Here is a 26,531-nt window from a genome sequence, read left to right on the forward strand (position 1 = left end):
CTCGCTCATGTCAAAGGGCCCGCAGTGTACTCCCCCGCCCCGGCGGCGCTCAACGCAACCAATCGCTGCGCATTTCCTTACGGAGAGCAGGCGTATACTGGCCCGGCATTGCCCTCCGGGAGCCATCATGTCCTTGCAACTACCGCTGTTCGCGGCCTGGCGCCAGACGCTGCGCGCCGGCTATTCCCGTTCTTCCCTGCAGGGGGACCTCGCCGCCGGCCTGACGGTCGGCATCATCGCCATCCCCCTGGCCATGGCGCTGGCCATCGCCGTTGGCGTGCCGCCACAGCATGGCCTGTACACCGTGCTGGTCGCCGCTCCGCTGATTGCCCTGCTTGGCGGCTCGCGCTTCAACATTTCCGGCCCCACCGCCGCCTTCGTGGTCATCCTGCTGCCCATCACCCAGCAATACGGCATCGGCGGCCTGCTGCTCTGCACCCTGCTGGCCGGGCTGATCCTGATCGCCCTGGGCCTGCTGCGCGCTGGCAAGCTGATCAGCTTCGTGCCCTATCCGGTGACCCTGGGCTTCACCGCCGGCATCGGCATTGTCATCGCTACCCTGCAGATCAAGGACTTCCTCGGCCTGCAGCCCCAGGGCGAACCCGCCCACTATGTGGCGCAGCTGATGAGCCTGGGCGAGGCGCTGCCCACCCTGCAGTTCGGCGACGCGCTGGTTGGCATGGTCTGCCTGGGCGTGCTGATCGTCTGGCCGCGCTTCGTGCCGAAGATCCCGGGACACCTGGTCGCCCTGCTGGTCGGCACCCTGCTCGGCCTGCTGCTGGAATCGGTCGGCCTGCCGCTGGCCACCCTGGGCGAGCGTTTCAGCTACGTGCTGGATGGCGTCGAGCATCCAGGGATCCCGCCGTTCCTGCCCAGTTTCGCCTGGCCGTGGGATCTGCCCGGCCCGGACGGCCAGCCACTGGTGCTGTCCTTCGAGCTGATCCGCCAGTTGATGGCGCCGGCCTTTGCCATCGCCATGCTGGGCGCCATCGAGTCGCTGCTGTGCGCGGTGGTGGCCGACGGCATGGCCGGCACCAAGCACGATCCCAACGCCGAACTGCTCGGCCAGGGCATCGGCAACCTGGTGGCGCCGCTGTTCGGCGGCATCACCGCCACGGCGGCGCTGGCCCGCACCGCCACCAACGTGAAGGCGGGCGCCTTTTCGCCGGTGGCAGCCATCGTGCATGCCGGGGTGGTGCTGCTGGCCGTGCTGCTGCTGTCGCCGCTGTTCAGCTACCTGCCAATGTCGGCCCTGGCGGCCCTGCTGCTGATGGTCGCCTGGAACATGAGCGAAGCCCACCATGTGGTGCACACCGTGAAGATCGCGCCGCGCACCGATGTGCTGGTGCTGCTGGTCTGCCTGGTGCTCACCGTGCTGTTCGACATGGTCCTGGCGGTCGGCGTCGGCCTGCTGCTGGCCGCCGGCCTGTTCATCAAGCGCATGAGCGATGTCACCGACACCGCCAGCCTGCCACCCGGCTACCACGAGGCACTGCATGATTTGCCCGAGGGCGTGGCCGCCTATGCCATTCGCGGCCCGCTGTTTTTCGGCGCGGCGGAGAAGGCGCTGGATGCCCTGCGCCGCTTCGATCGCGAGATGAAGGTGGTGATCGTCGAGATGAGCGCCGTGCCGCTGCTGGACATGACCGCCCTGGCGGCACTGGAAAGCATCCTGGATCACTACCAGCGCCACGGCATCGGCTTGGTACTGGTCGGCACCACGCCCCGGGTGCGTCTGAAATTGCGCCGCGCCGGCATCCACCGTCGCGAGGGCGAGCTGGCGTTCGTGCGCAACCTGGCACAAGCCCGCGAGAAGGCGCTGCGCTGGCTGGATGACCGGGGCACACCGGCCGCGTAGGCGGTCGGCGCTGTTCCGGCCGCCGCAGGGTCCCACTCGGTGGCCAAGGCGATGCCTTGACCATCCTACGCCCGGGTTACGGCCCGTGGGGCGATCCCGCCCCGGCGGCCAGGAACTACCCGATCAGGCCCTGGGCAGGGTGACGCCGGTCTGGCCCTGGTATTTGCCGCCGCGATCGCGGTAGGAGACTTCGCAGGGCTCGTCGGACTGCAGGAACAGCATCTGCGCCACACCCTCGTTGGCATAGATCTTCGCCGGCAGGGTGGTGGTGTTGGAGAATTCCAGGGTCACGTGGCCTTCCCATTCCGGTTCCAGCGGGGTGACGTTGACGATGATGCCGCAGCGCGCGTAGGTGCTCTTGCCCAGGCAGATGGTCAGCACGTCGCGCGGAATACGGAAGTACTCGACGGTGCGCGCCAGGGCGAAGGAGTTCGGCGGAATGATGCACACCGGGCCCTTCACGTCCACGAAGCTCTTTTCGTCGAAGTTCTTCGGGTCCACGGTGGCCGAGTGGATGTTGGTGAACACCTTGAATTCGTCGGCGCAGCGCACGTCGTAGCCATAGCTGGAGACACCGTAGGAGATCAGCCGCTCGCTGCCCTCGGTGCGCACCTGGCGTTCGACGAAGGGCTCGATCATGCCGTGCTCCTGGGCCATGCGGCGGATCCACTTGTCCGATTTGATGCTCATCGCGGTGTCCTGAATGGGTTCAACTGGAATGGCGCGCATCTTACCGGGCCAATGTCGCTCCTTCCAAGCCGAGGCGCCGGGTGAAGCCCATTTTCCCCCATTCGTCCACTGATCCAGATCAACATTCCCAGCCCCGCTCTTGCATAGCCTCGCATGCTGGCACGGTGCCTTTAAACCGAACGAACCGGGATATCCAGCAGCAGAAGGGAATGAACGATGGCGCTCAAGATCGAGTGGTCGGCCGAATTCGAAACAGGGATCGACCTGATTGATGAACAGCACAAGCGGCTGTTCGAGTATTTCGAGGAGATTCAGAACTGCATCGAAAGTGGCGATGGCAGCCAGGTGGAGATTCTCTGCCGCGGCCTGATCGACTATGTGCTTTCGCACCTGGTGTTCGAGGAGTCACTGATGGAGCAGGCCGGCTATCCGATGTTCGAAGCCCATCGCCAGGTACACGACGCATTCCGCCAGCGCGCCAACGAATACCTGGACAAGGTGACCAACGGCATCGACCCGCTCAAGGTGGCGCGCGACATGCGCACCGACGTGGGCCTGTGGCTGATCAACCACATCAAGCACGAAGACAAGCACTACGTCGCCCTGGTCAAGAAGAACCTCGACCGCGGCTTCGCCTCGCGCATGCTCGGCAAGTTCTTCGGCTGAGCACCCGGACAGGCACCGGGTGCCAGCCAATATCCTCAATCGTCGCTGATTTCGATCTTCGGCATCGACTGCGCGACGATCTGGCTGCCCTGGGCGATGCGCGCGCCCACCGTGCGCGCCACCTGCTGGTAGAGCATGGCGATCTGGCTTTCCGGATCGGCGATCACCGTCGGCCGACCGGCGTCAGCCTGGCTGCGGATGGCCATGGACAGCGGCATTGAGGCCAGCAGGTCGACGTTGTACTGCGCCGCCAGCTTTTCGCCGCCGCCTTCGCCGAACAGGTGCTCGGCATGGCCGCAGTTGGAGCAGATATGGATGGCCATGTTCTCCACCACGCCCAGCACCGGAATGTTCACCTTGCGGAACATCTCCACACCCTTTTTGGCATCCAGCAGGGCCAGGTCCTGGGGGGTGGTGACGATCACCGCGCCGGCCACGGGCACCTTCTGCGCCAGAGTCAGCTGGATGTCGCCGGTGCCCGGCGGCATGTCGACCACCAGGTAATCGAGGTTGTCCCAGGCGGTCTGGGTGATCAGTTGCAGCAGCGCACCGGAGACCATCGGCCCGCGCCAGACCACCGGCGTCTTGTCGTCAGTGAGGAAGGCCATGGACATCACCTGAACGCCATGGGCCTCGATGGGCACGAAGAACTTCTCGTCGCGCACTTTCGGCCGGGTGCCCTCGGGAATGCCGAACATGATGCCCTGGCTGGGGCCGTAGATGTCCGCGTCCAGCATGCCGACCCGGGCGCCCTCGCGGGCCAGGGCCAGCGCCAGGTTGGCGGCGGTGGTCGACTTGCCGACGCCGCCCTTGCCGGAGGCCACGGCGATGATGTTCTTCACGTTGCTCAATGCCGGCACCGAATCCTGTGCCTTGTGCGCGGTGATCACGCAGTCCACCTGCACACTGGCCTGGCTGATGCCGTCGAGGTTCTCCAGCGCCATCTGCAGCAGCTGGGCCAGACCGCTCTTGAACAGGCCGGCGGCATAGCCGAGCTCCAGGCGCACGGCGACGCGCTCGCCCTGGATGTCGATCTGCTTGACGCAGCCGGCGCTGACCGGGTCCTGGTTGAGGTGCGGGTCGGTGTATTGACGCAGCGCGGCTTCGACGGCTTCGCGGGTAATGGACATGGGGGCTCCAGATTCGGACCGGCGGGACAGGCGGGCATGATAGCAGCAGCGACACGCCTCAGGCTGGAGCAGGCCGTAAGGTAGACAACGGCGCAGCTGTCTACCGGGTATGCGCGGGTATGCCGCGTGGAAAATCGCTGCGCGCGTTTTCCCCCCTGCGGCTGGTGGCTTCCGGCGCGCCCCTTCCCTTATAGTTGCCGGCTTGTTCCATCAGCGTGCAGCCCAACCGCCATGTCCGAAGCCCGCAAGATTCTCGTCACCAGCGCCCTGCCCTACGCCAACGGCTCGATCCACCTCGGCCACATGCTGGAATACATCCAGACCGACATGTGGGTGCGCTTCCAGAAGCTGCGCGGCAACACCTGCACCTATGTGTGCGCCGACGATGCCCACGGCTCGGCCATCATGCTGCGCGCCGAAAAGGAAGGCATCACCCCCGAACAGTTGATCGCCAACGTGCAGGCCGAACACATGGCCGACTTCGCTGACTTCGGCGTGAACTTCGACAATTTCCATTCCACGCACAGCGAAGAGAACCGCGAGCTGTCCAGCGCCATCTACCTGGCGCTGCGCGACAAGGGCCACATCGCCACCCGCTCGGTGACCCAGTACTTCGATCCCGAGAAAGGCATGTTCCTGGCCGACCGCTTCATCAAGGGCACCTGCCCCAAATGCGCGGCCGAGGACCAGTACGGCGACAACTGCGAGAAGTGCGGCGCCACCTACGAGCCGACCGAGCTGAAGAATCCGCGCTCGGCCATTTCCGGCGCCACGCCGGTGCTCAAGGAGTCCAAGCACTTCTTCTTCAAGCTCCCGGACTTCGAGGCGATGCTCAAGGAGTGGACCCGCAGCGGCGCGTTGCAGGACTCCGTGGCCAACAAGATCGCCGAATGGCTGGATGGCGGCTTGCAGGAGTGGGACATTTCCCGCGACGCGCCCTACTTCGGCTTCGAGATCCCGGACGAGCCGGGCAAGTACTTCTATGTCTGGCTGGATGCGCCAGTCGGCTACATGGCCAGCTTCAAGAACCTCTGTGCCCGCCGCCCGGAGCTGGACTTCGACGAGTACTGGAAGCCGGACTCCAGCGCCGAGGTCTACCACTTCATCGGCAAGGACATCATCAACTTCCACGCGCTGTTCTGGCCGGCGATGCTGGAAGGCGCCGGTTACCGCAAGCCGACCGCGCTGAACGTGCACGGCTACCTGACCGTCAACGGCCAGAAGATGTCCAAGTCGCGTGGCACCTTCGTCAAGGCGCGCACCTACCTGGATCACCTGAACCCGGAATACCTGCGCTACTACTACGCTTCCAAGCTGGGCCGCGGCGTGGACGACCTGGACCTGAACCTTGAGGACTTCGTGCAGAAGGTCAACTCCGACCTGGTCGGCAAGGTGGTCAACATCGCCAGCCGCTGCGCCGGCTTCATCCACAAGGGCAACGCCGGCGTGCTGGTGGCCACCGACATCGAGCCCGAGCTGCGCGCCAGCTTCCGCGACGCGCTGCCGAGCATCGCCGAGGCCTATGAGAAGCGTGACTTCGCCCGCGCCATGCGCGAAATCATGCACCTGGCGGATCTGGCCAACGCCTGGATCGCCGAGAAGGCGCCGTGGGCGCTGAACAAGCAGGAAGGCAAGCAGCAGGAAGTGCAGGAAATCTGCGCCCTGGGCGTCGAACTGTTCCGCCAGCTGGTCATCCTGCTCAAGCCGGTCCTGCCGAAGCTGGCCGCCGACGCCGAACAGTTCCTCAATGTGCCGCCGCTGGCCTGGGCCGACCTGGCGCAGCCGCTCGCCAACCATCAGCTGAATGCCTTCACTCCGCTGATGACCCGTATCGAACCGGCCAAGGTCGAGGCCATGATCGAAGCCTCCAAGGAAGACCTGGCGGCCACGAACGCGCCGGCCGGCAATGGCGAGCTGGCAAAGGACCCGCTGGCCGCTGAGATCAACTTCGACGCCTTCGCGGCCGTCGACCTGCGCGTCGCGCTGATCGAGAAGTGCGAGTTCGTGGAAGGCGCCGACAAGCTGCTGCGCCTGACCCTGGACATCGGCGACGCCAAGCGCAATGTGTTCTCCGGCATCAAGAGCGCCTACCCGGATCCGAGCCAGCTGGAAGGCCGCCTGACCCTGTACGTGGCCAACCTGGCGCCGCGCAAGATGAAGTTCGGCGTCTCCGAAGGCATGGTGCTGGCCGCCGGCCCCGGCGGCAGCGAAATCTTCCTGCTCAGCCCCGACGCCGGCGCCAAGCCGGGCCAGCGGGTGAAGTAAGGCGGGGTTGGTGCCGTAGGGTAGACAACGGCGAAGCCTTGTCTACCGGGCATACGCCGGCGTGGCTGTGGTGGAAAATCGCTGCGCGAGTTTTCCACCCTACGATTGACGCGGCACCGAACCACAATAAAAAAACGGAACCCTCGGGTTCCGTTTTTTTATTTCTCAGCCTGGTCGCCGTCAGCGGGCCATCTGCTCGAACATGTAGTCGGGCAGCGGGTCGAGGACGATCTCGGTGCCCTGGTAGGCCGGCGCTTCGGTCTTGGCGAATACGCCGCGCTTGTCCTTGCCGCCGCGGTAGTCGATCACGCAGCCATTGCTCTCCACCCAGAAATGCGGCGACACCACGCGACCACCCACCTCCAGCTTGCCCAGCATCGCTTTGTAGGGGACGCCCTGCTTGGCCAGACGGCTGACGACCAGACGGCTCAGGCTGTCGCTGGCGGTGTGGGTGGCATCCAAATCATCGAGCAGGCGTTGCAGTTCCTGGGTGTTCATAAAGAGCAAAGAGCCTCGGGGGTGTGGTGTTCTGACGCGGCGTATTCTACGACCAAAGTCTAATGATTGTTAGCGAGCTTTCTTTAAGTCAGCGACTAATTTGCATGCAAAGGATTCATCCAGCCGCCGGCCTACACTGGTCAGGACACTGGCGGCAGGACGCAACATCATGGTTCGTTCAGGCTCCGCGATGCGCTACGGCATCGAATTCGAATACCTGCTGATCGATGCCTCGGGCCCACACGCCGGACGCATCCGCGATTTCACCAACCTGGACTTCCCCGCCCTCAGCCGGATGCTGGCCGCCAAGCCAGGGCTCGACGATCCCACCCTGGCCACCGGAGACCAGGGTATTCGCAGCGGCTACTGGTACCTGGAAGGTGACGAGCGTGCCCACCCGGACGGTCGCTTCGCCGGCCTGGCGGTCAAGGGCGTGGAGATTCGCACGCCGCCGCGCAACAGCGTCGCCGAGGCGCTGGACCTGCTGCTGGAGATCGAACGGCAACTGGCCGCCACCCTGGCCACCCATCACCTGGCACTGAGCATCGCGGCACTCAACCCGCTGCACGAACGCTACGTCTTCGACCCACCGCTGAACACCTACGAACAGCGCACGCGGGCGGCCGATCGGGACTTCGCCGGCAACGACATCGCCACCCTGACCTTCGGCCCGGACCTCAACCTGTCCTTCGCCGAGCGGGACTGGCGACGCGACCTGGACGCCGCGCGCAAGCTGAACTTCTACGCGCCGTTCATCGTGCCGTTCAGCTTCGATTCGCCCTGGTACGCCGGCCAGCCTTGGACCGGCTGGTCGCGGCGCACCTGGATGCGCTGCGGCTGCAGACCGGCGGTGCGGGTGTATGTCGAGGCGGATAACCACGCGGCGCTACAGGCCTCGCCGCTGATGCGTCCGGCGCGCTTGCCCGGTGAAGTCGGGCGCATCGAGTTCAAGGCCTTCGACGCCGCGCCCGGCGTGGCGCTGCTAGCCGCCCTGTGCCAGCTGCTGACCGGCCTGTGCCTGGACGACAGCCTGCCGGGGCGCAGCGAGGAGCCCGATGTGGACCTCTACCGCCTGGCTGCCCTGGACGCCTTCGACGAGGCGCAGATCGCCCATGGCGCACAGCGCGTGCTGCGCGCCAGTGAGGCCGCGCTGCAACAGGCCGGACTCGAGGCGGCGGCCGGCCAGCTGGAACCGCTGTGGCGCCAGCGTGCCGCGCGCACCACCCCGGCCCATGCGCTGCGCGCCAGTGGACAGCCGTACTGGCCGGGCGGCCTGGCCGCCCATTGATGCCCGTCAGCCTGCGGCTGCCTGTCGCGCCTTGTATGCCCTGCCCCCCTCCCGGATAATACCGGCCCTCTTCAACGGCCCACCCAGAGCGATGCCCCTGCAATGACCGAACTCGCCCTGATCATGGTTAGCGCCATCCTGGTCAACAATTTCGTCCTGGTGCAGTTCCTCGGCCTGTGCCCGTTCATGGGCGTCTCCAAGAAGGTGGAAACGGCCATCGGCCTGTCGCTGGCCACCACCTTCGTGCTGACCCTGACCGCCATGTGCGCCTATCTCGTGCAGGAATACCTGCTCGAACCGCTGGGCCTGGAATTCCTGCGCACCATCAGCTTCATCCTGGTGATCGCCGTGGTGGTGCAGTTCACCGAGATGGTGGTGAACAAGACCAGTCCGCTGCTCTATCGCGTGCTGGGCATCTTCCTGCCGCTGATCACCACCAACTGCATCGTGCTCGGCGTGGCGCTGCTCAACGCCAACCGCAGCGAGTTCACCTTCATTACCGCCACGCTGAACGGCTTCGCCGCCGGCCTGGGCTTCTCGCTGGTGCTGGTGCTGTTCGCCGCCATGCGTGAGCGCATCGCCATTGCCGATGTGCCCAAGGCCTTCCAGGGCCCGGCCATCGGCATGATCACCGCCGGCCTGATGTCGCTGGCGTTCATGGGCTTTGCCGGGTTGATCAAGCTATGAGTCTGGTGCTGATTGCCGTCGTCGCGCTGCTGATCCTCTGCCTGGCCTGCGGAGCCCTGCTGGGCTACGCGGCGATTCGCTTCAAGGTCGAGGGCGACCCCATCGCCGAACAGATCAACGCCCTGCTGCCGCAGACCCAGTGCGGCCAGTGCGGCTATCCGGGCTGCAAACCCTACGCCGAGGCCATCGCCAACGGCGACAAGATCAACAAGTGCCCGCCCGGTGGCGAAGCCACCATCCAGGCCCTGGCCGACCTGCTGGACATGGAGCCCGAGCCGCTGGACGCCGAGGGTGGCGAGAAACCGCAGATGGTCGCCTTCATTCGCGAGGCCGAATGCATCGGCTGCACCAAGTGCATCCAGGCCTGCCCGGTGGACGCCATCGTCGGCGCCGCGCGGCAGATGCACACGGTGATCGCCAGCGAATGCACCGGCTGCGACCTGTGTGTGGAGCCCTGCCCGGTGGATTGCATCGACATGCTTGAAGTGGGCAAGAGCCTGCAGAGCTGGAGCTGGACGCTGCCGCTGGCGCCGGGCCAGCTGATCGCCACCGACCGGGAGCAGGCCGCATGACCGCGATGCACACGACTGTTTGGGACATCCCCGGCGGCATTCATCCGCCGGAGCGCAAGGAGCTGTCCAACCGCGCGCCGATCCAGACCGCGCCGCTGCCGGCCCGGCTGATCCTGCCGCTGAGCCAGCATCTCGGCGCGCCGGCCGAACCCTGCGTGGCCGTCGGCGAGCGCGTGCGCAAGGGCCAGAAGATCGCCGAGGCCCAGGGCACGGTCAGCGTGCCGCTGCATGCGCCGACCTCCGGCATGGTCAGCTTCATCGGTCCGCAGCCCTATCCGCATGTCTCCGGCATGGCCGCACCGGCCATCGTCATCGACAGCGACGGCCAGGATGAATGGTGCGAGCTGCAGCCGGTCGCCGATTTCCGCAGCCTGGCGCCCGCCGATCTGCTGGCGCTGATCCGCGAGGCCGGCATCAACGGCCTGGGCGGCGCCGGCTTCCCCACCGCCGCCAAGCTGGCCGCGCGGCCGCTGGACAAGGTCAGCACGCTGATCATCAATGGCACCGAGTGCGAACCCTACATCACCGCCGACGATGTGCTGATGCGCGAGAAGGCCGCCAAGCTGGTCGGCGGCATCGACATCCTCGCGCACCTGATCCAGCCGGAAAGCGTGCTGATCGGCATCGAGGACAACAAGCCCGAGGCCATCGCCGCCGTGCGCGCGGCGCTCGGCGAGCGCCCCTATGTGCTCAAGGTGTTCCCCACCAAGTACCCCTCCGGTGGCGAGAAGCAGCTGATCCAGATTCTCACCGGCCGCGAAGTGCCCAGCGGCGGGCTGCCGGCCGACATCGGCATGCTCTGCCAGAACGTCGGCACCTGCGTGGCCATCCATGACGCCGTGGTGCTCGGCAGGCCGCTGATCTCGCGCATCACCACGCTGACCGGCGAGGCGCTGGCGCGGCCGATGAACGTCGAGGCGCTGATCGGCACGCCGGTGAACGAACTGCTGGCCTTTGCCGGCCTCCAGTCGAACAGCCTGGATCGCCTGATCATGGGCGGGCCGATGATGGGTTTCAGCCTGCCGTCGCTGGACGTTCCGCTGATCAAGACCACCAACTGCCTGCTGGCCGCCACCGCAAAGGAGTTGCCGCCGCCCCCGCCGGCACTGCCGTGCATTCGCTGCGGCGAGTGCGCCGAGGCCTGCCCGGCCAGCCTGCTGCCGCAGCAGCTGCATTTCTTCGCCCTCGGCCAGGACCACGAACAGTTGCGAGCCCAGCACCTGTTCGACTGCATCGAGTGCGGCGCCTGCGCCTACGTCTGCCCGTCCAACATTCCGCTGGTGCAGTACTTCCGCGCCGCCAAGGGCGAGATCCGCGAGCTGGAACAGAAGCAGCAGAAGGCCGAGCACTCGCGCCAGCGCTTCGAGCAGCGCCAGGAACGCCTGCGCCGCGCCGAGGAACAGAAGGAAGCCGAACGCAAGGCGCGGGCCGAGAAGGCCGCGCTGGCCAAGGCCGCCAAGGAGGCTGCGCCCGCCGTCGAGGCCACGCCCCAGGCGGTGGAAGCCGGCGAAACCCTCAAGCGCCTGAAGATCGAGGCCAGCATGGCCCAGGTGGCGCTGAAGAAGGCCGAAAAGCAGCTGGCCCAGCACGACACCGAGGAGCTGCGCCAGCAGGTGGAAACCCTGCGCGCCGCCGCCGAACAGGCCCAGCAGGCGCTGGTCGCCGCCCAGCCAGCCAAGCCAGCGCCCGCCGCAGCCAAGCCGGCCAGCGACGAGGCGCTGAAGAAGGCCAAGATCGAAGCCGCCATGTTGCGCGCGCAGATCCGCAAGCTGGAGAAGCTGGAAGCCCCGGACGACGATCAGCAGGCCGAATTGGCACATCTGCGCCAGCAATTGGAGGAAGCCGACAAGCTGCTGGCCGCCGCCGAAGCCGCCGCACCCGTGCCGGCCGCCAAGCCGGCCGGTGACGAAGCCCTGAAGAAGGCCAAGATCGAGGCCGCCATGCTGCGCGCGCAGATCCGCAAGCTGGAAAAACTGGAAGCTCCGGACGACGATCAGCAGGCCGAACTGGCCCGCCTGCGCCAGCAACTGGAAGAGGCCGACCAGGCCTTGGCCAGCGCCGAAGCTGCCGCGCCGGCGCCGGTGCCAGCCGCCAAGCCGGTCGATGAGGCGCTGAAGAAGGCCAAGATCGAGCTGGCCATGGCCCGCGCCGAACTGAAGAAGGCCGAGAAGGCCGGCGCCGACGAGGCCGAGCTGACCCGCCTGCGCAAGGCACTGGCCAATGCCGAACAGGCGCTGCACGCGGCCGAGGACAGCACGGCCAAGCCGGCGCCGGATCTGGTACGGGTGGAAAAGCGCCCGGTCGACGACGCCACCCGGCAGCTGAAGACCGAACTGGCCTTCGCCCGCGCCGAGCTGCGCAAGCTGGAACGCACGGAAAACCCGGAACCGGCCGCACTGGACGCCGCGCGCGCCAAGCTCGCCGAGGCCGAACGCAAGCTCGCGGCGAACACGGCAGAGTGAACCGGCCGCTTTCGGTGGAAAATCGCTGCGCGAGTTTTCCACCCTACGAGCGACGGAACGGTTGACGTAGGGTGGACAGCGCTTTTCCTGTCCACCGAAAGGAGGCCGTTAGGCCTCCCCGGCGGCCAGGACAGCGCCAACCGCTGGAAGTTGAAACACAGGCTGCCGTCACGCCGACGGCGGCAAGACGTACAGGATTCGGAGCCCCCATGGCCCTGCCCCGCATCACCTCGCCCCATGCCATCGGGGCCAACCGCACCCAGCGCGTCATGCTGACGGTGCTGGCCGCCACCCTGCCCGGCTTTGTCGTGCTGACCTGGCTGTACGGCGCCGGCACGCTGATCAACCTGCTCTGGGCCAGCGCCCTGGCGCTGGGCATCGAAGCGCTGCTGCTCAAGCTGCGCCAGCGCCCGGTGCAGTTCTTCCTGCGCGACGGCAGCGCCCTGGTCACCGCCGTGCTGCTGGCCCTGGCGCTGCCGCCCTATTCGCCCTGGTGGCTGACCCTGATCGCCGTGCTCAGCGCCATCGCCTTCGGCAAGCAGCTGTACGGCGGCCTCGGCCAGAATCCGTTCAATCCGGCGATGGTCGGCTACGTAGTGGTGCTGGTGTCCTTCCCGGTGCAGATGACCAGCTGGCCGATTCCTCACGCCGTGGGCCTGCTCGACGGCTTCCAGCACATCTTCGGCCTGGCGCCGCTGGTGGACGGCTGGAGCCAGGCCACCGCCCTGGATGTGCTGAAGACCAACAAGAGCCTGACCATTGCCGAGCTGTGGAAGCAGCCGGCCTTCGGCCATTACGGCGGCATCGGCTCGGAAGTGGTCAACCTGGCGTTCCTCGCCGGCGGGCTGTTCCTGCTCGGCCGGCGGGTGATCGGCTGGCACGCGCCGGTGGGCATGCTCGGCGCCCTGCTGCTGATGAGCCTGCTGTTCTGGAACGGCTCGGGCTCGGACAGCCACGGCTCGCCGCTGTTCCACCTGCTCTCCGGCGCCACCATGCTCGGTGCCTTCTTCATCGTCACCGACCCGGTGTCCGGCGCCACCAGTACCCGTGGCCGCCTGCTGTTCGGCATCGGCGTGGGCATCCTGGTCTACGTGATCCGCGCGTGGGGCGGCTACCCGGACGGCGTAGCCTTCGCCGTGCTGCTGATGAACCTGGCCGCACCGACCATCGACTACTACACCCGTCCGCGCACCTATGGCCATGCCAAGGCCGAGCGCGGCCTCAAGCTGGGCGAATGAACCGATGAGCACTCTGGAAATCCGTCGCTCGATGCTCAGGAACAGCCTGGTCCTCGGCCTGTTCGCCATCGTCACCGTGGGCCTGGTGGCCTTCACCCAGCAGAGCACGGCCGAGCGTATCGCCCAGGCCGAGCGCCAGGCGCGGATCGACGCGCTGGCGCAGATCCTGCCGGCCGGCAGCTACGACAACGACCTGCTCGACAGCCAGCGCGAGCTGCGCCACGCCCTCCTCGGACCGCGCCCGGTGACGGCCTGGATCGCCACCCGCGAGGGCCAGCCTGCGGCGGTGATCCTGCAGGCCACCGCGCCGGACGGCTACAGCGGCGCCATCCAGCTGCTGATCGGCGTGCACTCCGATGGGCGCCTGAGTGGCGTGCGGGTCATTGGCCACCGCGAGACCCCCGGCCTGGGCGACAAGATCGAGCTGGCCAAGAGCCGCTGGATTCTCGGCTTCGACGGCAAGTCCCTGCAGCAGCCCGGCGAAAGCGGCTGGGCGGTGAAGAAGGACGGCGGCCAGTTCGACCAGTTCGCCGGCGCCACCATCACCCCGCGTGCGGTGGTGAAGGCCGTGCATCAGGCCCTGCAATACTTCGATGCCCACCGCGATGAACTCTTCGCGCAGGAGACCGCCCGATGAGCACCAGCTACCGCGACATCACCGTCAATGGCCTGTGGAAGAACAACCCCGGGCTGGTGCAGTTGCTGGGCCTGTGCCCGTTGCTGGGCACCAGTAACTCGGCGGTCAACGCCCTGGGCCTGGGGCTGGCCACCGTACTGGTACTGACCTGTTCCAACGCCGCCGTGTCGCTGATCCGCGGTGCGGTGACCCCCGCCGTGCGCCTGCCGGCCTTCGTGATGATCATCGCCGCGCTGACCACCTGCATCGAGCTGCTGATGCAGGCCTTCACCTACGAGCTGTACCAGATCCTCGGCATCTTCATTCCGCTGATCACCACCAACTGCGTGATCCTCGGCCGCGCCGAGGCGTTCGCCGCCAAGAACACTGTCGCTCGCGCGGCGTATGACGGTCTGCTGATGGGCATTGGCTTCGCCCTGGTCCTGCTGGCCATCGGCCTGGTGCGCGAACTGTTCGGGACCGGCGCGGTGTTCGCCAACATGCAGCTGCTGTTCGGCCCGCTGGCAGCCAACTGGCAGATCACCCTGATGGAGGATTACCAGGGCTTCCTGCTGGCCATCCTTCCGCCAGGCGCGTTCATTGTGCTAGGCCTGCTGATCGCCCTGAAGAACCGCATCGACGAGCAGCTGGCTGAACGCGCCAAGGCCCGCGAGCCGGTCGCCGCGCCCACCCCCAGCCGCCGCGTGCGGGTAACCGGGGTAATCGAGTAACTCGCGGAGCCTGTGGGAGCGAATTCATTCGCGAGCGTTTTGCCAGCCCCTGCATAAAAGCTCGCGGACAAGTCCGCTCCCACAGCGCGCCTTACCCCCTTTGCGCTGAGAACCATGAACGCCGCCAAACGCCTGGAAATCTTCCGTCGCTTCCACGAGGACAACCCTCACCCCACCACCGAGCTGGCCTACAGCTCGCCGTTCGAGTTGCTGATCGCGGTGATCCTCTCTGCGCAGGCCACCGACGTGGGGGTGAACAAGGCCACCGCCAAGCTGTTCCCGGTGGCCAACACGCCGGAAGCCCTCTACGCGCTTGGTTACGAAGGGCTGTGCGAGTACATCCGGACCATCGGCCTGTACCCGACCAAGGCGAAGAACGTCTTGGAAACCTGCCGCATCCTGATCGAGAAGCATGGCAGCCAGGTGCCCGACAACCGTGAGGACCTGGAAGCCCTGCCGGGCGTGGGCCGCAAGACCGCCAACGTGGTGCTCAACACCGCCTTCCGTCAGCACACCATGGCGGTGGACACCCATATCTTCCGGGTCAGCAACCGCACCGGCATCGCGCCGGGGAAGAACGTGCTGGAGGTGGAGAAGAAGCTGCTCAAGGTGGTGCCGAAGCAGTATCTGCTCGATGCCCACCATTGGCTGATCCTGCACGGACGCTACGTGTGCCAGGCGCGCAAGCCGCGCTGTGGCAGCTGCCGCATCGAGGATCTGTGCGAATACAAGGCGAAGACATCGGACGATTGAGTCTTATAGGCTTGACCCGCTGTTTTCATTGAAAAAATCTTTTTTACCCGCCGGATCGGAGTCGCTATAAGGTGCGCCATCGCACCCCGCCTGGAGTGACTCATGACCGAAAAAGCCGAACTCGAACTGGATGATGACTTCGTTGTTGAGAGCAACGAAGAAGCCGTTGAGCAGGTCGAAGTCGCCAAGACCAACCTGACCAAGCGCCGCATCATCGACAACCTGCTCGAAGAGCGCCGCCTGCAGAAGCGTCTGACCGATTACGACTACGACCTCTGATGTTGCCGAACAACAAAAAAACCGCCCTCTCGGGCGGTTTTTTGTTTCCGGCAGACCGTAGGGTGGACAACGCTTTCCTTGTCCACCATTGCCCCGGCAGCGGGCTGTCGTTCGGTGGAAAATCGCTGCGCGAGTTTTCCACCCTACGGTCAAACCGAGCACGGTATAGCCACTGCCCGACCCACAAATGAATCGTCTGATCAGGCGATCGCGGCGACTTTCGCCTGTGCGCTTTCCAGGCCCTTGGCAGCGGTGTCGCCGCCCATGTTCAGGCCTTCGGCGTGGATGAACTCGACATCGGTGATGCCGATGAAGCCCAGCGCCTGGCGCAGGTAGGGTTCCTGGTGATCCAGCGGGCTGCCGGTGTAGATGCCGCCGCGGGCGGTCAGCACGTAGGCGCGCTTGCCAGTCAGCAGGCCCTGCGGACCATTGGCGGTGTACTGGAAGGTCACGCCGGCGCGCAGCACATGGTCCAGCCAGGCCTTGAGGGTGCTGGGGATGGCAAAGTTGTACATGGGCGCGGCCAGTACCAGCACGTCGGCGGCCTTCAGCTCGGCGACCAGCGCGTCGGAGCGCTGCGCGGCGGCCTGCTCGGCGGCGTTCTGCTGGTCGGCGGGCTTCATCCAGCCGCCAAGCAGATCCATGTCCAGGTGCGGCAGTGGCTGCTTGGCCAGGTCGCGAACCTGGATGCTGTCGGCCGGGTTGGCCTGCTTCCACTGGGCGACGAAGGCCTGGGTCAGCTGGCGGGAAACCGAACCTTCCTGACGGGCACTGCTTTCGATCACGAGTACGCGGGACATCTTTGACTCCAGAGGGTGTTCGAGGAATGGCGCACACTTTACCCAGAGTCATTTCGATCAAAAAGCGCATAATTCTGCTGATTTCAATCGAACCAGTTGATTAGTTCGCAGCCTCTCACTAGGCTCGAGCGCACCCCATTTTCACCGAGGCCGCCTCCATGAAAGCGCCCCGTGTCACCCTGGATCAGTGGCGAACTCTGCAGGCCGTCGTCGATCACGGCGGCTTTGCCCAGGCCGCCGAAGCCCTGCACCGCTCGCAGTCCTCTGTCAGCTATACCGTGGCCCGCATGCAGGAACAGCTGGGTGTGCCGCTGTTGCGCATCGAAGGCCGCAAGGCCGTGCTCACCGAGGCTGGCGCCGTGCTGCTGCGTCGCTCCCGCCACCTGCTCAAGCAGGCCAGCCAGATCGAGGACCTGGCCCATCAGTTGGAGCTGGGCTGGGAGGCCGAGGTACGCCTGGTGATCGACGCCGCCTTCCCCAGCGGACGCATCGCCCGGGCCTTGACCGATTTCATGCCCAAGAGCCGTGGCTGCCGGGTGCGGCTGCGCGAGGAAGTGCTGTCCGGGGTGGTGGATGTGCTGCGCGAAGGCACCGCCGACCTGGCCATTTCCAGTCTGGAGATTCCCGGCTACCTGGGCACCGAGCTGGGCACCGTGGAGTTCGTCGCGGTGGCGCACCCGAACCATCCGCTGCACCAGCTGCGCCGCGAGCTGAGCTCGCAGGACCTGGAGAACCAGTTGCAGATCGTCATCCGCGACTCTGGCCGGGCCCAGCCCATGGATGTCGGCTGGCTCGGCGCCGAGCAGCGCTGGACAGTCAGCAGCATGGCCACTGCCGCGCTGTTCGTGCGACGCGGCCTGGGCTTCGCCTGGCTGCCGCGCCCGGTGATCGCCCGCGAACTCCACGAGGGTCGGCTCAAGGAGCTGCCCCTGCCCCAGGGTGGCATCCACCGGCCGCGCTTTCGCCTGTACGCCAACAAGGACAAGCCGCTGGGCCCGGCAACCCAGATTCTGGTGGAGTCCATCATGACCTTCGCGGACGCCGACCCCGACGAAGTCTGCCCCGGCGAGAGGCCCTGACCCCTTCGCAGAATTCCCGGCAGCCTCTATGCTGCCCCCATTCAAACCCCTCAAGGACGCACTCATGCTGAAGAAACTGACCCTGGGCGCCTGCGCCCTGCTGTTCACCTCTCACTTGCTGGCCGCCGACAATCCCCGCGTGCTGCTGGCCACCAGCCTGGGCGAGATCGAGATCGAGCTGAACGAGGAAAAGGCGCCGATCAGCGTCAAGAACTTCCTGGAGTACGTGGATAGCGGCTTCTACGACGGCACCGTGTTCCACCGGGTGATTCCGGGCTTCATGATCCAGGGCGGCGGTTTCGATGCGCAGATGCGCCAGAAGCCGACCCATGCGCCGATCCGCAACGAGGCGGACAACGGCCTGCGCAACGATCGCGGCACCCTGGCCATGGCCCGCACCCAGGTGCGCGACTCGGCCACCAGCCAGTTCTTCATCAACCACAGCGACAACGAATTCCTCAACCACGGCCCGCGCGACTTCGGCTATGCGGTGTTCGGCAAGGTGGTGCGCGGCATGGGCGTGGTCGACCAGATCGCCCAGGTGCCGACCGGCAACCGCGGCATGCACCAGAACGTGCCGCGCGAGGCGGTGGAAATCATTTCGGCCAAGCGGGTGGAATGATCCTCGCCTGAGGCAAGGGGAGTGTTAGCCGCGACCGGAGCGTCGCGGCTACAGTTCGTATGGCGGGCGGCGCTGTTCCGGCCGCCGCTCCCTCGCTATCGGTTGCCAAGGCATTGCCTTGACCACCCTACACCTTCCGGTATGGCAGGTGACCGCGCGCCTCTTGCAGGTAGGCGCTCACTGCCACCCGCTCCTCTTCGAGAAACCCCACCACCGCGGCCCGCAAGCCGGGATGCAGCAAGTAATGCCAGGAGCGCGTCAGCACCGGTTCGAAGCCGCGCAGCAACTTGTGCTCGCCCTGGGCACCGGCCTCGAAACGCGCCAGCCGCTGTTCGATGCTCCAGTCGATGCCCTGATACAGGCAGGTCTCGAAATGCAGCCGGTCAAACTCCGCCAGGCAACCCCAGTAGCGGCCAAATAGGCAGTCATCGCCCTGCAGCGAGAAGGCCATGGCCACCGGCCGCCCGCGCTGCCGCGCCAGCACCACGCGCAGTGCCGCTGGCATGCGTTCGGCCAACAGGCTGAAGAAGCCACGCGGCAGGTAGGGGTCCTGGCCGCGTACCTGATAGGTGCGGGCGTAGCAGGCATGGACGAAGTCCCAGTCCACCTCGCGCATCTGGCTGCTGTCGCGCCATTCGAACTCGATGCCCTGACCCGCCACCTGGTCGCGCTCCTTGCGCAGCTGCTTGCGCTTGCGGGAACTCAGGGTGTCGAGGAAATCCTGAAAGTCCCGATAGCCCCGGTTGAACCAGTGGAACTGACAGCCCAGGCGCTCCAGCCAGCCGCTGCGCCCACGCAACAGGGCGTCATCCGCCGGCTGGGTGAAATTGATATGCCAGCCGGATTCCCCCTGCTCGGCCAATTGCGCCTCGCCGGCCTCCAGCAACTGCGCCAGCGCTGCCGGGGCGCCCAACAGGCGTGCGCCAGGCACCGGGGTGAATGGCACGCCACTCAATCGCTTGGGGTAGTAGGCGATGCCGGCGCGCCGGCAGGCATCCGCCCAGCCCCAGTCGAACACGTATTCGCCGTAGGAGTGCAGCTTGCGGTAGGCCGGGGCAGCGGCAGTCAGGCGGCCTTGCGCATCGCGCATCATCCGATGAGCAGGTAGCCACCCGGTGCCTGGGCCGACCGCGCCGCTGTCTTCCAGACTGCTCAGGAATGCATGACGCAGGAAAAGCTGTCCGGCAGGCAACAGGGCATCCCAGTCGCTGGCCGGGAGGTCGGCGAGGCGGTCGATGGTATCGGTCATGGGACAACCCTACGCGGGCGGGAGTGCGGAGGGAAGTGCTGGCGAGCCGACGCTGCTGATGGAGCGGACACTCGTCTGCGGGCCCTGTGTGACTCCGCAGAAGCTCGCGAATGAATTCGCTCCCGCAGGTCTACGCACCGCATCGCTCGCGAGCTCTTGTGCAGCATCTCAGAAGCTTGATGAATTCGCCCCCACAGACTGAGGGCTCGTCAGTGCCTGGCCATAATGAAAAAGCCCACGCGCGAAGGCGTGGGCTTTGTGTTCCGGCCTTGCGCCGGAAGGTGTTGCGTTAACGCACGCCGGACTGGCGCAGGGCTGCCGGGGTGAACTCGCTTTCGGTGGCGGTAAAGCCGAACTCGTAGGCGCGCTTTTCCTCGTTCTTCATGCCCAGGGCCAGGTAACGACCGGATTGCAGGTCGTAGCTGGTTTCCAGGGTGTACCACGGTACCTGGTTGTCGTAGTAGTACTGGGCATGGGCTTCGGAGACACGCCACAGGTTACCGCGGCCATCGTACTGATCGATGATTGCGGCCTGCCAGGTGTCCTCGTCGATATAGAAGTCACGCTTGGCATAGATGTGGCGCTCGCCGGACTTGAGGGTGGCTTCCACGTGCCAGACGCGGTGCAGCTCGTAGCGGGTCAGATCCTGGTTGATATGACCGGCCTTGAGGATGTCCGAGTACTTGAGGTTCGGGGAGTCCAGGCGGTAGCTGTTGTACGGGATGTACAGCTCCTTCTTGCCGACCAGTTTCCAGTCGTAGCGATCCGGGGCACCGTTGTACATGTCCAGCTGGTCGGAGGTGCGCATGCCGTCGGCAGCGGTACCCGGACCGTCATAGGACACCTGCGGGGCACGACGCACGCGGCGCTGACCAGCGTTGTACAGCCAGGCCAGACGCGGTTCCTTCACCTGGTCAAGGGTCTCGTGCACCAGCAGTACGTTACCCGCCAGACGCGCCGGGGCGGTTACGCGCTGCTTGAAGTAGAACAGCACGTTGCTCGGCTTGCTGGGATCGTAGTCCTTCAGGGCTTCGCGGAAGGCGAATTCCTCATTGAAGTACACGAGGTTGTAGGAGCCGTTCACCTGCGGAGTCGCCTGAGTCACCATGCGGCGCACGCTGCCACCGCGGTAGCGGGTGATGTGGTTCCAGATCACCTCCAGTCCGTTCTTCGGAATCGGGAAGGCGTTGGCGACGCGGAAGTCCTCCAGGCCGTTGCCGCCGGCCAGCAGCTTGGTGCGCGTGGCGTTCTGGCGGGTGGCCTGAATCACGCTCTCCGGCACGGTGGCGGTGCGGTGGGTGGTGAACACCGGCATCCGGAAGGTATCCGGGTAGCGCTTGAACATCGCCAGCTGGCCAGGGGTCAGCTTGTCCTTGTACTGCTCGACATTCTTGGCGGTGATGGTGAACAGCGGACGTTCGGCAGCGAACGGATCGGACAGGAAGCCACGGCTGTCGACGGTACCGGCATTCTTCGGCAGGCCACCGGTCCAGGCCGGAATGGTGCCGGCGGCGTTGCCGGCCTTCTCAGCGCCCAGCGGGGTCAGGGTGGTGCCCAGCTTGGCAGCCTCGGACTCCGGGACGGCAGCCATCACGCTGCCTGCCAGGAGGGAGATCGCCAGTACGCCGGTCTGCATCAGGTTTTTTGTTTTCATAGGTGCATTTCCTTCAATACAGGCCCGTTAGAAGTTCACGCCGAAGCTCAGGGCCACGAAGTCGCGGTCGTCCTGGGTCGAGTACTTGCCGTCGAAGAAGTCGGTGTACGACAGGTTCATGGTGTAGGTGTTCTGGTAGTCGGCGTTCAGACCCACGCTGATGGCCTTGCGGTCTTCCTCGAAGTTGCCGCCCGGACCGGGGGAGTAACCCTCGACGTCATGCGACCAGGCCAGGTTCGGCTGCAGGTTCACACCCAGGAAGGCGTTCGGGTAGTCCCACACGGCGCGCAGGCGGTAGCCCCAGGAGTTGGCGGTGGTGAAACCGTCGTCCTCGCAGTAGCGACTCAGGTTGCGCTTGTCGGCGGTGTTGGCCAGCGTGCTGGCATTCAGCGACTCGCAACGACCATTGGGCAGCGGTCCCGGCCCGAAGATCGGGTCACGGCCGTAACGCTTCACGCTGGTATCTTCCAGGCCCCCGACGTGAGTCCAGCCGACCTCGCCCACCACCGTCACGCGCGAGGCGCCCATGACCTGATCGAAGAAGTGGGTGAAGGTGGTCTGCACCTGGGTGATTTCCTTGAGCTCGTAGCCATGGCGCGTGGAGCCGGGCGTGGCGGTCAGAATCGATACAGTCGGGTCCAGCGGGGTCAGGGCGCTGTACAAGACGTCGGTGGTGTTCAACTGAACCGGCGCATCCGGTCGGTAGCTGATTTCACCCTGCCACGCGGTGCCGGTGGGCAGCGTGGTGGAGAAGCTCAGGCCATAGAGGCGGATGTCTTCGGGATACTCGATGAAGTAGTTGCCGGCGCCTGCCGCGGTGGCAGAGGCGACGCCCGTGCCTGCAAGCTGGGCTGCCTGACCTTGCGGGCTGGCCAGTACCCCAGCGGTGACCTGCTGCTGAACGCTCGCCTGTACAGCCGGATCCGCACAGGCACCGGCCAGAGCCGCGCACTGAGCCTGCACCAGCTGCGTTACTGCCGGGCCGATCAACCCGGCAACTGCCGACTGGCCCGCTGCGGCTGCAGCTGCATAAGCCTGCGCCGGACCAGCCTGTCCGCTGAAGATCGGCAGACGGCTGTGGTAGTTCATGAAGTAGGCGCCAAACTCGGTGTCCAGCGGCTCGAACATGTAGCGGAAGGCGATGCCCCACTGACCACCATCTTTGGCGTTGCGATCTGCCCCACGGGCAACCTTGACGCCCTCGGAGTCTACCTCGTAGCCAAAGCCCTGGGCCGCCGCATACGGTGCAAGAGCACCCAGTGCAGGGCTCAGCACGCGCAGGTTCTCATCACACCCCGGCGCCACCACATCCGGCTGCGAGAAGAAGGTGCCGCAGTTCTCCACCACGGTCGGGTCCCACTCGATCTGATAGAACGCCTCGACGGACAGGTTGTCGGTCAGGCTCTGGCCGACATAGAACATGTTGACCGGGATGAAGGCTTCCTTCAGCTCGGCGCCGGGACGGCGCAGGGCGGAGACGTCGGCCGGGTTGATGGAGTTGATGCCACCCTGGATGAAGGTGCTCTCACCCCAGCTCACCACCTGCTTGCCAAGGCGAACGCTGCCCGGCAGGTCGGCGATGGCGTAGTTGTAATAGACGAAGGCATCCAGCAGCTCGGCGCCAGAGGATTGCGCCAGGCGCTCGCGACCCTTGTCGGAGATTTCCTTGAAGGGGCGGTCTTCGTCCTTGAGTTCGAAGTCGTACCAGTATTTGCCGCGCAGGAAGGCACCCATGTCGCCGTAACGCAGTTCCAGGTCATGCACACCCTTGAAGATCTTCGAGAACGTCTCCCCACGTTTGAAGTTCAGGTGTGAATCATCGGAAGTCTGCGACAGACCGCGGCCACCGTTGTTGGCGCCGATCAGGTCCTGGTTCGGCTTGGAGGTAGCCCAGCTGGCACCCACCGAGAGGGAAGAGTCGAACTGCGCTTCGATCTCGCCGATATTGAAGTTCAGAGCGAATGCCGGTGCCGACAGGGTCGAAGCCAGGCTGATCGCCAGCGGCAGTCGGGCCCGACGCCAGAACGGTTTGGTTGTTGTCATCGACGCTACTCCATTTTTGTTGTTATGCCTGCGGGCGACTATAACCAGCCACGCGGCCGGCCTGATCCCCCGAAAGAGTGATTTGCGCTCCTCGAAGGCGTCTGGCTCGCCAGTTTGCGACGTACAGCAAAACCTTTCGCCGCTTCCCCCGGAGCAATAACCAAGCCAACGCTTGCTTGACTGATCGGTCACGCTCATCACCCTCGCCAGCCGGCCCCTACAGCGTGGACAGAAATGTGCTCCCGGCCGCCTGCCAGGTGGCGACATCCTGGCGGATGCGCTTCTTGTCCAGCTTCCCCACACTGGTCTTGGGAATTTCGGTAACAGTGGCGATCTGACTGGGAATCGCCCATTTGTTGATGTGCCCCTGTTCCACGAAAGGCTTGAGGTGTTCCTTCAGCGCACGCGCATCCAGAGCGGCGTCGGGACGCAGCACCAGCAACGCAAAGGGGCGCTCTCCCCACTGCGGATCGGGGACACCCACCACCGCCACCTCGCGCACCGCCGGGTGGCGACTGATCAGATCTTCCAGGTCCAGCGAGGAGATCCATTCGCCGCCCGTCTTGATCACATCCTTGAGGCGATCGCGGATGTCGATGAAGCCCATGTCGTCCAGCGTGGCGACATCACCGGTGTGCATCCAGCCGCCGGCCCACAGCGCCTCGCTCTTCTCCGGCTCGCGGAAATAGCCCTGGGTCAGCCAAGGGGCGCGCAGCACCAGCTCGCCCTGGGTCTCGCCATCCGCCGGGGCGAAGGTGCCGTCCTCGTTCATGATCGCCGCCTCCACCAGCGGCACCGGCACGCCGGCCTTGATGCGGTAGCGGCTGCGCTCGTCCTCGCTGCCGGCGCGCAGCTCCTCGTTCAGGTAGGCGCCACTGATCAGCGGACAGGTTTCCGACATGCCGTAGGCAGCGGTGAGCTGGATGCCGCAGGCCTTGGCGGCGTCATAGAGTCCGCGATTGAGCGCACTGCCGCCGATGATCAGCTTCCAGCCGCCGAAATCCACTCCCTGGGCGGCCTTGGCACCGAGCAGCATCTGCAAGATGGTCGGCACGCAGTGGGAGAAGCTGACCTTCTCACGCTTCCACAGCTCGACCAGGAATTCCGGGTCGTAACGGCCCGGGTAGACCTGCTTGACGCCCAGCATGGTGGCCACGTACGGCACGCCCCAGGCATGCACGTGGAACATCGGCGTGATCGGCATGTAGACGTCGTCGCTGCCCATCAGCCGCACGCTGTCCATCGAACCGAGGGTGGAAGCCATGGCCAGGGTGTGCAGCACCAGTTGACGGTGGGTGAAGTACACCCCCTTGGGATTGCCGGTGGTGCCGGTGGTGTAGAAGGTGGTGGCCACCGAGTTCTCGTCGAAGTCGGGGAAGTCGTACCGCGTGCTGGCCTCTGCCATCAGGCTTTCGTATTCCCCCACAAGCCCTGGCAACTCGGCCGAAGCCTCCGGATGATCGCTGAGCAGCAGGGTCTTCTCGACCGTGGTCAGGTGCGGCGCAATGGCCTGGTAGAGCGGCAGGAACTCGGCATTCACCAGTACCAGCCGGTCCTCGGCGTGGTTCATGGTGTAGAGGATCTGTTCGGGGGAAAGGCGAACGTTGATGGTGTGCAGCACCGCGCCGATCATCGGCACGGCGAACATGCACTCCAGGTAGCGGTGGCTGTCCCAGTCCATGACCGCCACGGTATCGCCGGGGCGCACGCCCGCCGTTGTCAGCACGTTGGCCAGGCGGGCGACGCGCTCGTTGAAGGTGGCATAGCTGTAGCGCACCTGGTCGCGGTAGACGATCTCTCGGGTACGCTCGTAGCGGCTGCCGGACAGCAGCAGGCGCTTGATCAGCAACGGGCAAGGGTGAGCATTGTCGGCGGGCGGGATGATGCGGGTCTGCATGAAAGGTCACCTTCGGTTGTTGTTTTTGTTGGGTGGGGAAACTCTAGGAGGCCCGAGAGAAACCCTCATCAGCCCAAAGAATGATTTTTGCCGTGACCCTTATGGCGATTCTGGTCACACGGTAGAATCCGGCGCATCGGCTGGTTCCGATATTTCAAGAGAGCCCGTCCGGCTAGGCGCTGCGGTTACCGCAGGAAACGCCTGCCCGGACCCAGACTGCTAGAGGTGTTTTCGATGTCCGAGATCGTCATCGTCAGTGGTGTGCGCACCCCCATGGGCGGCTTCCAGGGTAGCCTGGCGGCGCTGAGCGCCGTAGACCTGGGCGCCGTGGCCATCCGCGAGGCCGTGAGCCGCGCCGGCGTGCAACCCGAGGATGTGCAGGAAGTGATCATGGGCTGCGTGCTCCCCGCCGGCCTCAAGCAGGGTCCGGCGCGCCAGGCGGCGCTGAATGCCGGCCTGCCGGCCGCCACCGGCTGCACCACCATCAATAAGCTGTGCGGCTCGGGCATGAAGGCGGTGATGCTCGCCCACGACCTGCTCAAGGCCGGCACCAACCAGGTGATGGTGGCCGGCGGCATGGAGAGCATGTCCAACGCGCCCTACATCCTGGAAAAGGCCCGCAGCGGCCTGCGCATGGGCCACGCGGAACTCAAGGACCACATGTTCCTCGATGGCCTCGAGGATGCGCGCACCGGTCGGCTGATGGGCTCCTTCGCCCAGGAAACCGCCGATCGCCACGGCATCACCCGCGAGGAGATGGACGCCTACGCCATCGAATCCCTCCGCCGCGCCCAGGCCGCCATCCAGAGCGGCGCGCTGGACGCCGAGATCATTCCGGTCACCGTCACCACCCGCAAGGGCGAGGTGCTGGTCAAGGACGACGAGCAGCCGCTGACCGCCAACCCGGAGAAGATTCCGGGTCTCAAGCCGGCGTTTCGCAAGGACGGCACCATCACCGCCGCCAACGCCAGCTCGATCTCCGACGGCGCCAGCGCGCTGGTGCTGATGACCGCCGAGGAAGCCGCCAAGCGCGGACTCAAGCCGCTGGCGAAAATCGTCGGCCACGCCACGCAGAGCCAGGACCCCAGCGAGTTCACCCTGGCGCCGGTCGGCGCGCTGTCCAGCCTGTTCCGCAAGACCGGCTGGAGCGTCGAGGATGTCGACCTGTTCGAGATCAACGAGGCGTTCGCCATGGTCACCATGCTGGCCATGCGCGAGCATGGCCTGGACCACGCCAGGGTGAACATCTACGGCGGCGCCTGCGCCCAGGGTCACCCGGTCGGCTCCACCGGCTCGCGGATCATCGTCACCCTGATCAACGCGCTGCGCCAGACCGGCGGCAAGCGCGGCGTGGCGTCGCTGTGCATCGGTGGCGGCGAGGCCACGGCGGTGGCGGTGGAGCTGCTGTAAGCGCCAGGCGGGTTTGCTCGCCACCAGACCAAATCCTGTAGGAG

23 protein-coding genes are annotated in these 26,531 nt (G+C 65.7%); 15 read left to right on the plus strand and 8 right to left on the minus strand.

The genetic code is table 11. The features are described 5' to 3' along the window. The first annotated feature begins 127 nt into the window (after positions 1 to 127). Positions 128 to 1,858 (plus strand): C4-dicarboxylic acid transporter DauA, encoded by a 1,731-nt coding sequence (dauA, locus tag AS93_RS0111845; RefSeq protein WP_027590809.1) that lies wholly within the window; start codon positions 128 to 130, stop codon positions 1,856 to 1,858. A 123-nt stretch (positions 1,859 to 1,981) separates the two neighbouring features. On the opposite strand, the gene dcd is transcribed toward dauA, so the two are convergent. Next, a complete protein-coding gene (gene dcd, locus AS93_RS0111850) occupies positions 1,982 to 2,548 on the minus strand; it encodes a dCTP deaminase (protein WP_027590810.1) in 567 nt (188 codons plus the stop codon). 216 nt (positions 2,549 to 2,764) lie between these two features. On the opposite strand from dcd, the gene AS93_RS0111855 reads away from it, so the two are divergent. Further along, on the plus strand, positions 2,765 to 3,214 hold the full coding sequence (locus tag AS93_RS0111855; protein ID WP_027590811.1) for a bacteriohemerythrin: 450 nt from the start codon (positions 2,765 to 2,767) through the stop codon (positions 3,212 to 3,214). 35 nt (positions 3,215 to 3,249) lie between these two features. Here the strand turns inward: AS93_RS0111855 and apbC are convergent, their stop codons facing one another. Then, positions 3,250 to 4,344, minus strand: coding sequence for an iron-sulfur cluster carrier protein ApbC (gene apbC / locus AS93_RS0111860; RefSeq protein WP_027590812.1), 1,095 nt, complete (start codon positions 4,342 to 4,344; stop codon positions 3,250 to 3,252). Positions 4,345 to 4,575: 231 nt separating this feature from the next. Here apbC and metG point away from each other — a divergent pair, with 231 nt between their 5' ends. Beyond that, positions 4,576 to 6,609: a methionine--tRNA ligase gene (metG, locus tag AS93_RS0111865; RefSeq protein WP_027590813.1), complete on the plus strand. Its 2,034-nt coding sequence runs from the start codon at positions 4,576 to 4,578 to the stop codon at positions 6,607 to 6,609. A gap of 180 nt (positions 6,610 to 6,789) precedes the next feature. Here the strand turns inward: metG and AS93_RS0111870 are convergent, their stop codons facing one another. Next, positions 6,790 to 7,107, minus strand: coding sequence for a hypothetical protein (locus AS93_RS0111870; protein WP_027590814.1), 318 nt, complete (start codon positions 7,105 to 7,107; stop codon positions 6,790 to 6,792). Between the two features lie 169 nt (positions 7,108 to 7,276). On the opposite strand from AS93_RS0111870, the gene AS93_RS0111875 reads away from it, so the two are divergent. The 9 genes from AS93_RS0111875 to AS93_RS20950 all read left to right on the plus strand — a co-directional run bounded on the left by AS93_RS0111875 (position 7,277) and on the right by AS93_RS20950 (position 15,733). Then, entirely contained in the window at positions 7,277 to 8,395 is a 1,119-nt protein-coding gene (locus AS93_RS0111875; protein ID WP_051587461.1) for a glutamate-cysteine ligase family protein, read from the plus strand. 102 nt (positions 8,396 to 8,497) lie between these two features. Next, complete coding sequence (rsxA, locus tag AS93_RS0111880) at positions 8,498 to 9,082, plus strand: electron transport complex subunit RsxA (protein WP_027590816.1); 585 nt, start codon at positions 8,498 to 8,500, stop codon at positions 9,080 to 9,082. Beyond that, positions 9,079 to 9,654: an electron transport complex subunit RsxB gene (gene rsxB, locus AS93_RS0111885; protein WP_027590817.1), complete on the plus strand. Its 576-nt coding sequence runs from the start codon at positions 9,079 to 9,081 to the stop codon at positions 9,652 to 9,654. Before rsxA ends, rsxB begins: the two co-directional genes overlap by 4 nt. After that, entirely contained in the window at positions 9,651 to 12,116 is a 2,466-nt protein-coding gene (gene rsxC / locus AS93_RS0111890) for an electron transport complex subunit RsxC (protein ID WP_027590818.1), read from the plus strand. The genes rsxB and rsxC overlap by 4 nt, the downstream gene beginning before the upstream one ends. Positions 12,117 to 12,325: 209 nt before the next feature. Then, positions 12,326 to 13,354 (plus strand): RnfABCDGE type electron transport complex subunit D, encoded by a 1,029-nt coding sequence (locus AS93_RS0111895; protein ID WP_027590819.1) that lies wholly within the window; start codon positions 12,326 to 12,328, stop codon positions 13,352 to 13,354. Between the two features lie 4 nt (positions 13,355 to 13,358). Next, positions 13,359 to 13,991 (plus strand): electron transport complex subunit RsxG, encoded by a 633-nt coding sequence (gene rsxG / locus AS93_RS0111900; RefSeq protein WP_027590820.1) that lies wholly within the window; start codon positions 13,359 to 13,361, stop codon positions 13,989 to 13,991. Beyond that, positions 13,988 to 14,701: an electron transport complex subunit E gene (locus AS93_RS0111905; protein ID WP_027590821.1), complete on the plus strand. Its 714-nt coding sequence runs from the start codon at positions 13,988 to 13,990 to the stop codon at positions 14,699 to 14,701. Before rsxG ends, AS93_RS0111905 begins: the two co-directional genes overlap by 4 nt. A gap of 114 nt (positions 14,702 to 14,815) precedes the next feature. Further along, positions 14,816 to 15,454, plus strand: a complete 639-nt coding sequence (nth, locus tag AS93_RS0111910; protein WP_027590822.1) for an endonuclease III — start codon at positions 14,816 to 14,818, stop codon at positions 15,452 to 15,454. Positions 15,455 to 15,556: 102 nt separating this feature from the next. Beyond that, on the plus strand, positions 15,557 to 15,733 hold the full coding sequence (locus AS93_RS20950) for a hypothetical protein (RefSeq protein WP_027590823.1): 177 nt from the start codon (positions 15,557 to 15,559) through the stop codon (positions 15,731 to 15,733). A 200-nt stretch (positions 15,734 to 15,933) separates the two neighbouring features. Here AS93_RS20950 and AS93_RS0111920 read toward each other — a convergent pair whose 3' ends face one another. Beyond that, positions 15,934 to 16,533, minus strand: a complete 600-nt coding sequence (locus AS93_RS0111920; protein ID WP_027590824.1) for an FMN-dependent NADH-azoreductase — start codon at positions 16,531 to 16,533, stop codon at positions 15,934 to 15,936. 158 nt (positions 16,534 to 16,691) lie between these two features. On the opposite strand from AS93_RS0111920, the gene AS93_RS19290 reads away from it, so the two are divergent. Together AS93_RS19290 and AS93_RS0111930 are read left to right on the plus strand one after the other, a co-directional pair. After that, a complete protein-coding gene (locus AS93_RS19290) occupies positions 16,692 to 17,612 on the plus strand; it encodes a LysR family transcriptional regulator (protein ID WP_051587462.1) in 921 nt (306 codons plus the stop codon). Between the two features lie 64 nt (positions 17,613 to 17,676). Continuing rightward, positions 17,677 to 18,234: a peptidylprolyl isomerase gene (locus AS93_RS0111930; RefSeq protein WP_027590825.1), complete on the plus strand. Its 558-nt coding sequence runs from the start codon at positions 17,677 to 17,679 to the stop codon at positions 18,232 to 18,234. A gap of 127 nt (positions 18,235 to 18,361) precedes the next feature. On the opposite strand, the gene AS93_RS0111935 is transcribed toward AS93_RS0111930, so the two are convergent. The 4 genes from AS93_RS0111935 to AS93_RS0111950 form a co-directional block, all read right to left on the minus strand. Then, positions 18,362 to 19,483, minus strand: coding sequence for a GNAT family N-acetyltransferase (locus AS93_RS0111935; RefSeq protein ID WP_027590826.1), 1,122 nt, complete (start codon positions 19,481 to 19,483; stop codon positions 18,362 to 18,364). Between the two features lie 289 nt (positions 19,484 to 19,772). Further along, entirely contained in the window at positions 19,773 to 21,137 is a 1,365-nt protein-coding gene (locus tag AS93_RS0111940; protein WP_027590827.1) for a DUF1329 domain-containing protein, read from the minus strand. Positions 21,138 to 21,164: 27 nt separating this feature from the next. Next, entirely contained in the window at positions 21,165 to 23,180 is a 2,016-nt protein-coding gene (locus AS93_RS0111945) for a DUF1302 domain-containing protein (RefSeq protein ID WP_027590828.1), read from the minus strand. 217 nt (positions 23,181 to 23,397) lie between these two features. Then, positions 23,398 to 25,077 (minus strand): fatty acid--CoA ligase, encoded by a 1,680-nt coding sequence (locus AS93_RS0111950; protein ID WP_027590829.1) that lies wholly within the window; start codon positions 25,075 to 25,077, stop codon positions 23,398 to 23,400. A 234-nt stretch (positions 25,078 to 25,311) separates the two neighbouring features. Here AS93_RS0111950 and AS93_RS0111955 point away from each other — a divergent pair, with 234 nt between their 5' ends. After that, positions 25,312 to 26,487 (plus strand): acetyl-CoA C-acyltransferase, encoded by a 1,176-nt coding sequence (locus AS93_RS0111955; RefSeq protein ID WP_027590830.1) that lies wholly within the window; start codon positions 25,312 to 25,314, stop codon positions 26,485 to 26,487. Positions 26,488 to 26,531: the final 44 nt, after the last annotated feature.

Origin of the sequence: Pseudomonas sp. RL (assembly GCF_000647775.1) — a bacterium.
Lineage (GTDB): Bacteria > Pseudomonadota > Gammaproteobacteria > Pseudomonadales > Pseudomonadaceae > Serpens > Serpens flexibilis.

What these genes read in the sequence shown, in the direction of transcription:
- dauA (WP_027590809.1), top strand. Translation starts at nt 128, where the DNA reads ATGTCCTTGCAACTACCGCTGTTCGCGGCCTGGCGCCAGACGCTGCGC.
- dcd (WP_027590810.1), bottom strand. Translation starts at nt 2,548, where the DNA reads ATGAGCATCAAATCGGACAAGTGGATCCGCCGCATGGCCCAGGAGCAC.
- AS93_RS0111855 (WP_027590811.1), top strand. Translation starts at nt 2,765, where the DNA reads ATGGCGCTCAAGATCGAGTGGTCGGCCGAATTCGAAACAGGGATCGAC.
- apbC (WP_027590812.1), bottom strand. Translation starts at nt 4,344, where the DNA reads ATGTCCATTACCCGCGAAGCCGTCGAAGCCGCGCTGCGTCAATACACC.
- metG (WP_027590813.1), top strand. Translation starts at nt 4,576, where the DNA reads ATGTCCGAAGCCCGCAAGATTCTCGTCACCAGCGCCCTGCCCTACGCC.
- AS93_RS0111870 (WP_027590814.1), bottom strand. Translation starts at nt 7,107, where the DNA reads ATGAACACCCAGGAACTGCAACGCCTGCTCGATGATTTGGATGCCACC.
- AS93_RS0111875 (WP_051587461.1), top strand. Translation starts at nt 7,277, where the DNA reads ATGGTTCGTTCAGGCTCCGCGATGCGCTACGGCATCGAATTCGAATAC.
- rsxA (WP_027590816.1), top strand. Translation starts at nt 8,498, where the DNA reads ATGACCGAACTCGCCCTGATCATGGTTAGCGCCATCCTGGTCAACAAT.
- rsxB (WP_027590817.1), top strand. Translation starts at nt 9,079, where the DNA reads ATGAGTCTGGTGCTGATTGCCGTCGTCGCGCTGCTGATCCTCTGCCTG.
- rsxC (WP_027590818.1), top strand. Translation starts at nt 9,651, where the DNA reads ATGACCGCGATGCACACGACTGTTTGGGACATCCCCGGCGGCATTCAT.
- AS93_RS0111895 (WP_027590819.1), top strand. Translation starts at nt 12,326, where the DNA reads ATGGCCCTGCCCCGCATCACCTCGCCCCATGCCATCGGGGCCAACCGC.
- rsxG (WP_027590820.1), top strand. Translation starts at nt 13,359, where the DNA reads ATGAGCACTCTGGAAATCCGTCGCTCGATGCTCAGGAACAGCCTGGTC.
- AS93_RS0111905 (WP_027590821.1), top strand. Translation starts at nt 13,988, where the DNA reads ATGAGCACCAGCTACCGCGACATCACCGTCAATGGCCTGTGGAAGAAC.
- nth (WP_027590822.1), top strand. Translation starts at nt 14,816, where the DNA reads ATGAACGCCGCCAAACGCCTGGAAATCTTCCGTCGCTTCCACGAGGAC.
- AS93_RS20950 (WP_027590823.1), top strand. Translation starts at nt 15,557, where the DNA reads ATGACCGAAAAAGCCGAACTCGAACTGGATGATGACTTCGTTGTTGAG.
- AS93_RS0111920 (WP_027590824.1), bottom strand. Translation starts at nt 16,533, where the DNA reads ATGTCCCGCGTACTCGTGATCGAAAGCAGTGCCCGTCAGGAAGGTTCG.
- AS93_RS19290 (WP_051587462.1), top strand. Translation starts at nt 16,692, where the DNA reads ATGAAAGCGCCCCGTGTCACCCTGGATCAGTGGCGAACTCTGCAGGCC.
- AS93_RS0111930 (WP_027590825.1), top strand. Translation starts at nt 17,677, where the DNA reads ATGCTGAAGAAACTGACCCTGGGCGCCTGCGCCCTGCTGTTCACCTCT.
- AS93_RS0111935 (WP_027590826.1), bottom strand. Translation starts at nt 19,483, where the DNA reads ATGACCGATACCATCGACCGCCTCGCCGACCTCCCGGCCAGCGACTGG.
- AS93_RS0111940 (WP_027590827.1), bottom strand. Translation starts at nt 21,137, where the DNA reads ATGAAAACAAAAAACCTGATGCAGACCGGCGTACTGGCGATCTCCCTC.
- AS93_RS0111945 (WP_027590828.1), bottom strand. Translation starts at nt 23,180, where the DNA reads ATGACAACAACCAAACCGTTCTGGCGTCGGGCCCGACTGCCGCTGGCG.
- AS93_RS0111950 (WP_027590829.1), bottom strand. Translation starts at nt 25,077, where the DNA reads ATGCAGACCCGCATCATCCCGCCCGCCGACAATGCTCACCCTTGCCCG.
- AS93_RS0111955 (WP_027590830.1), top strand. Translation starts at nt 25,312, where the DNA reads ATGTCCGAGATCGTCATCGTCAGTGGTGTGCGCACCCCCATGGGCGGC.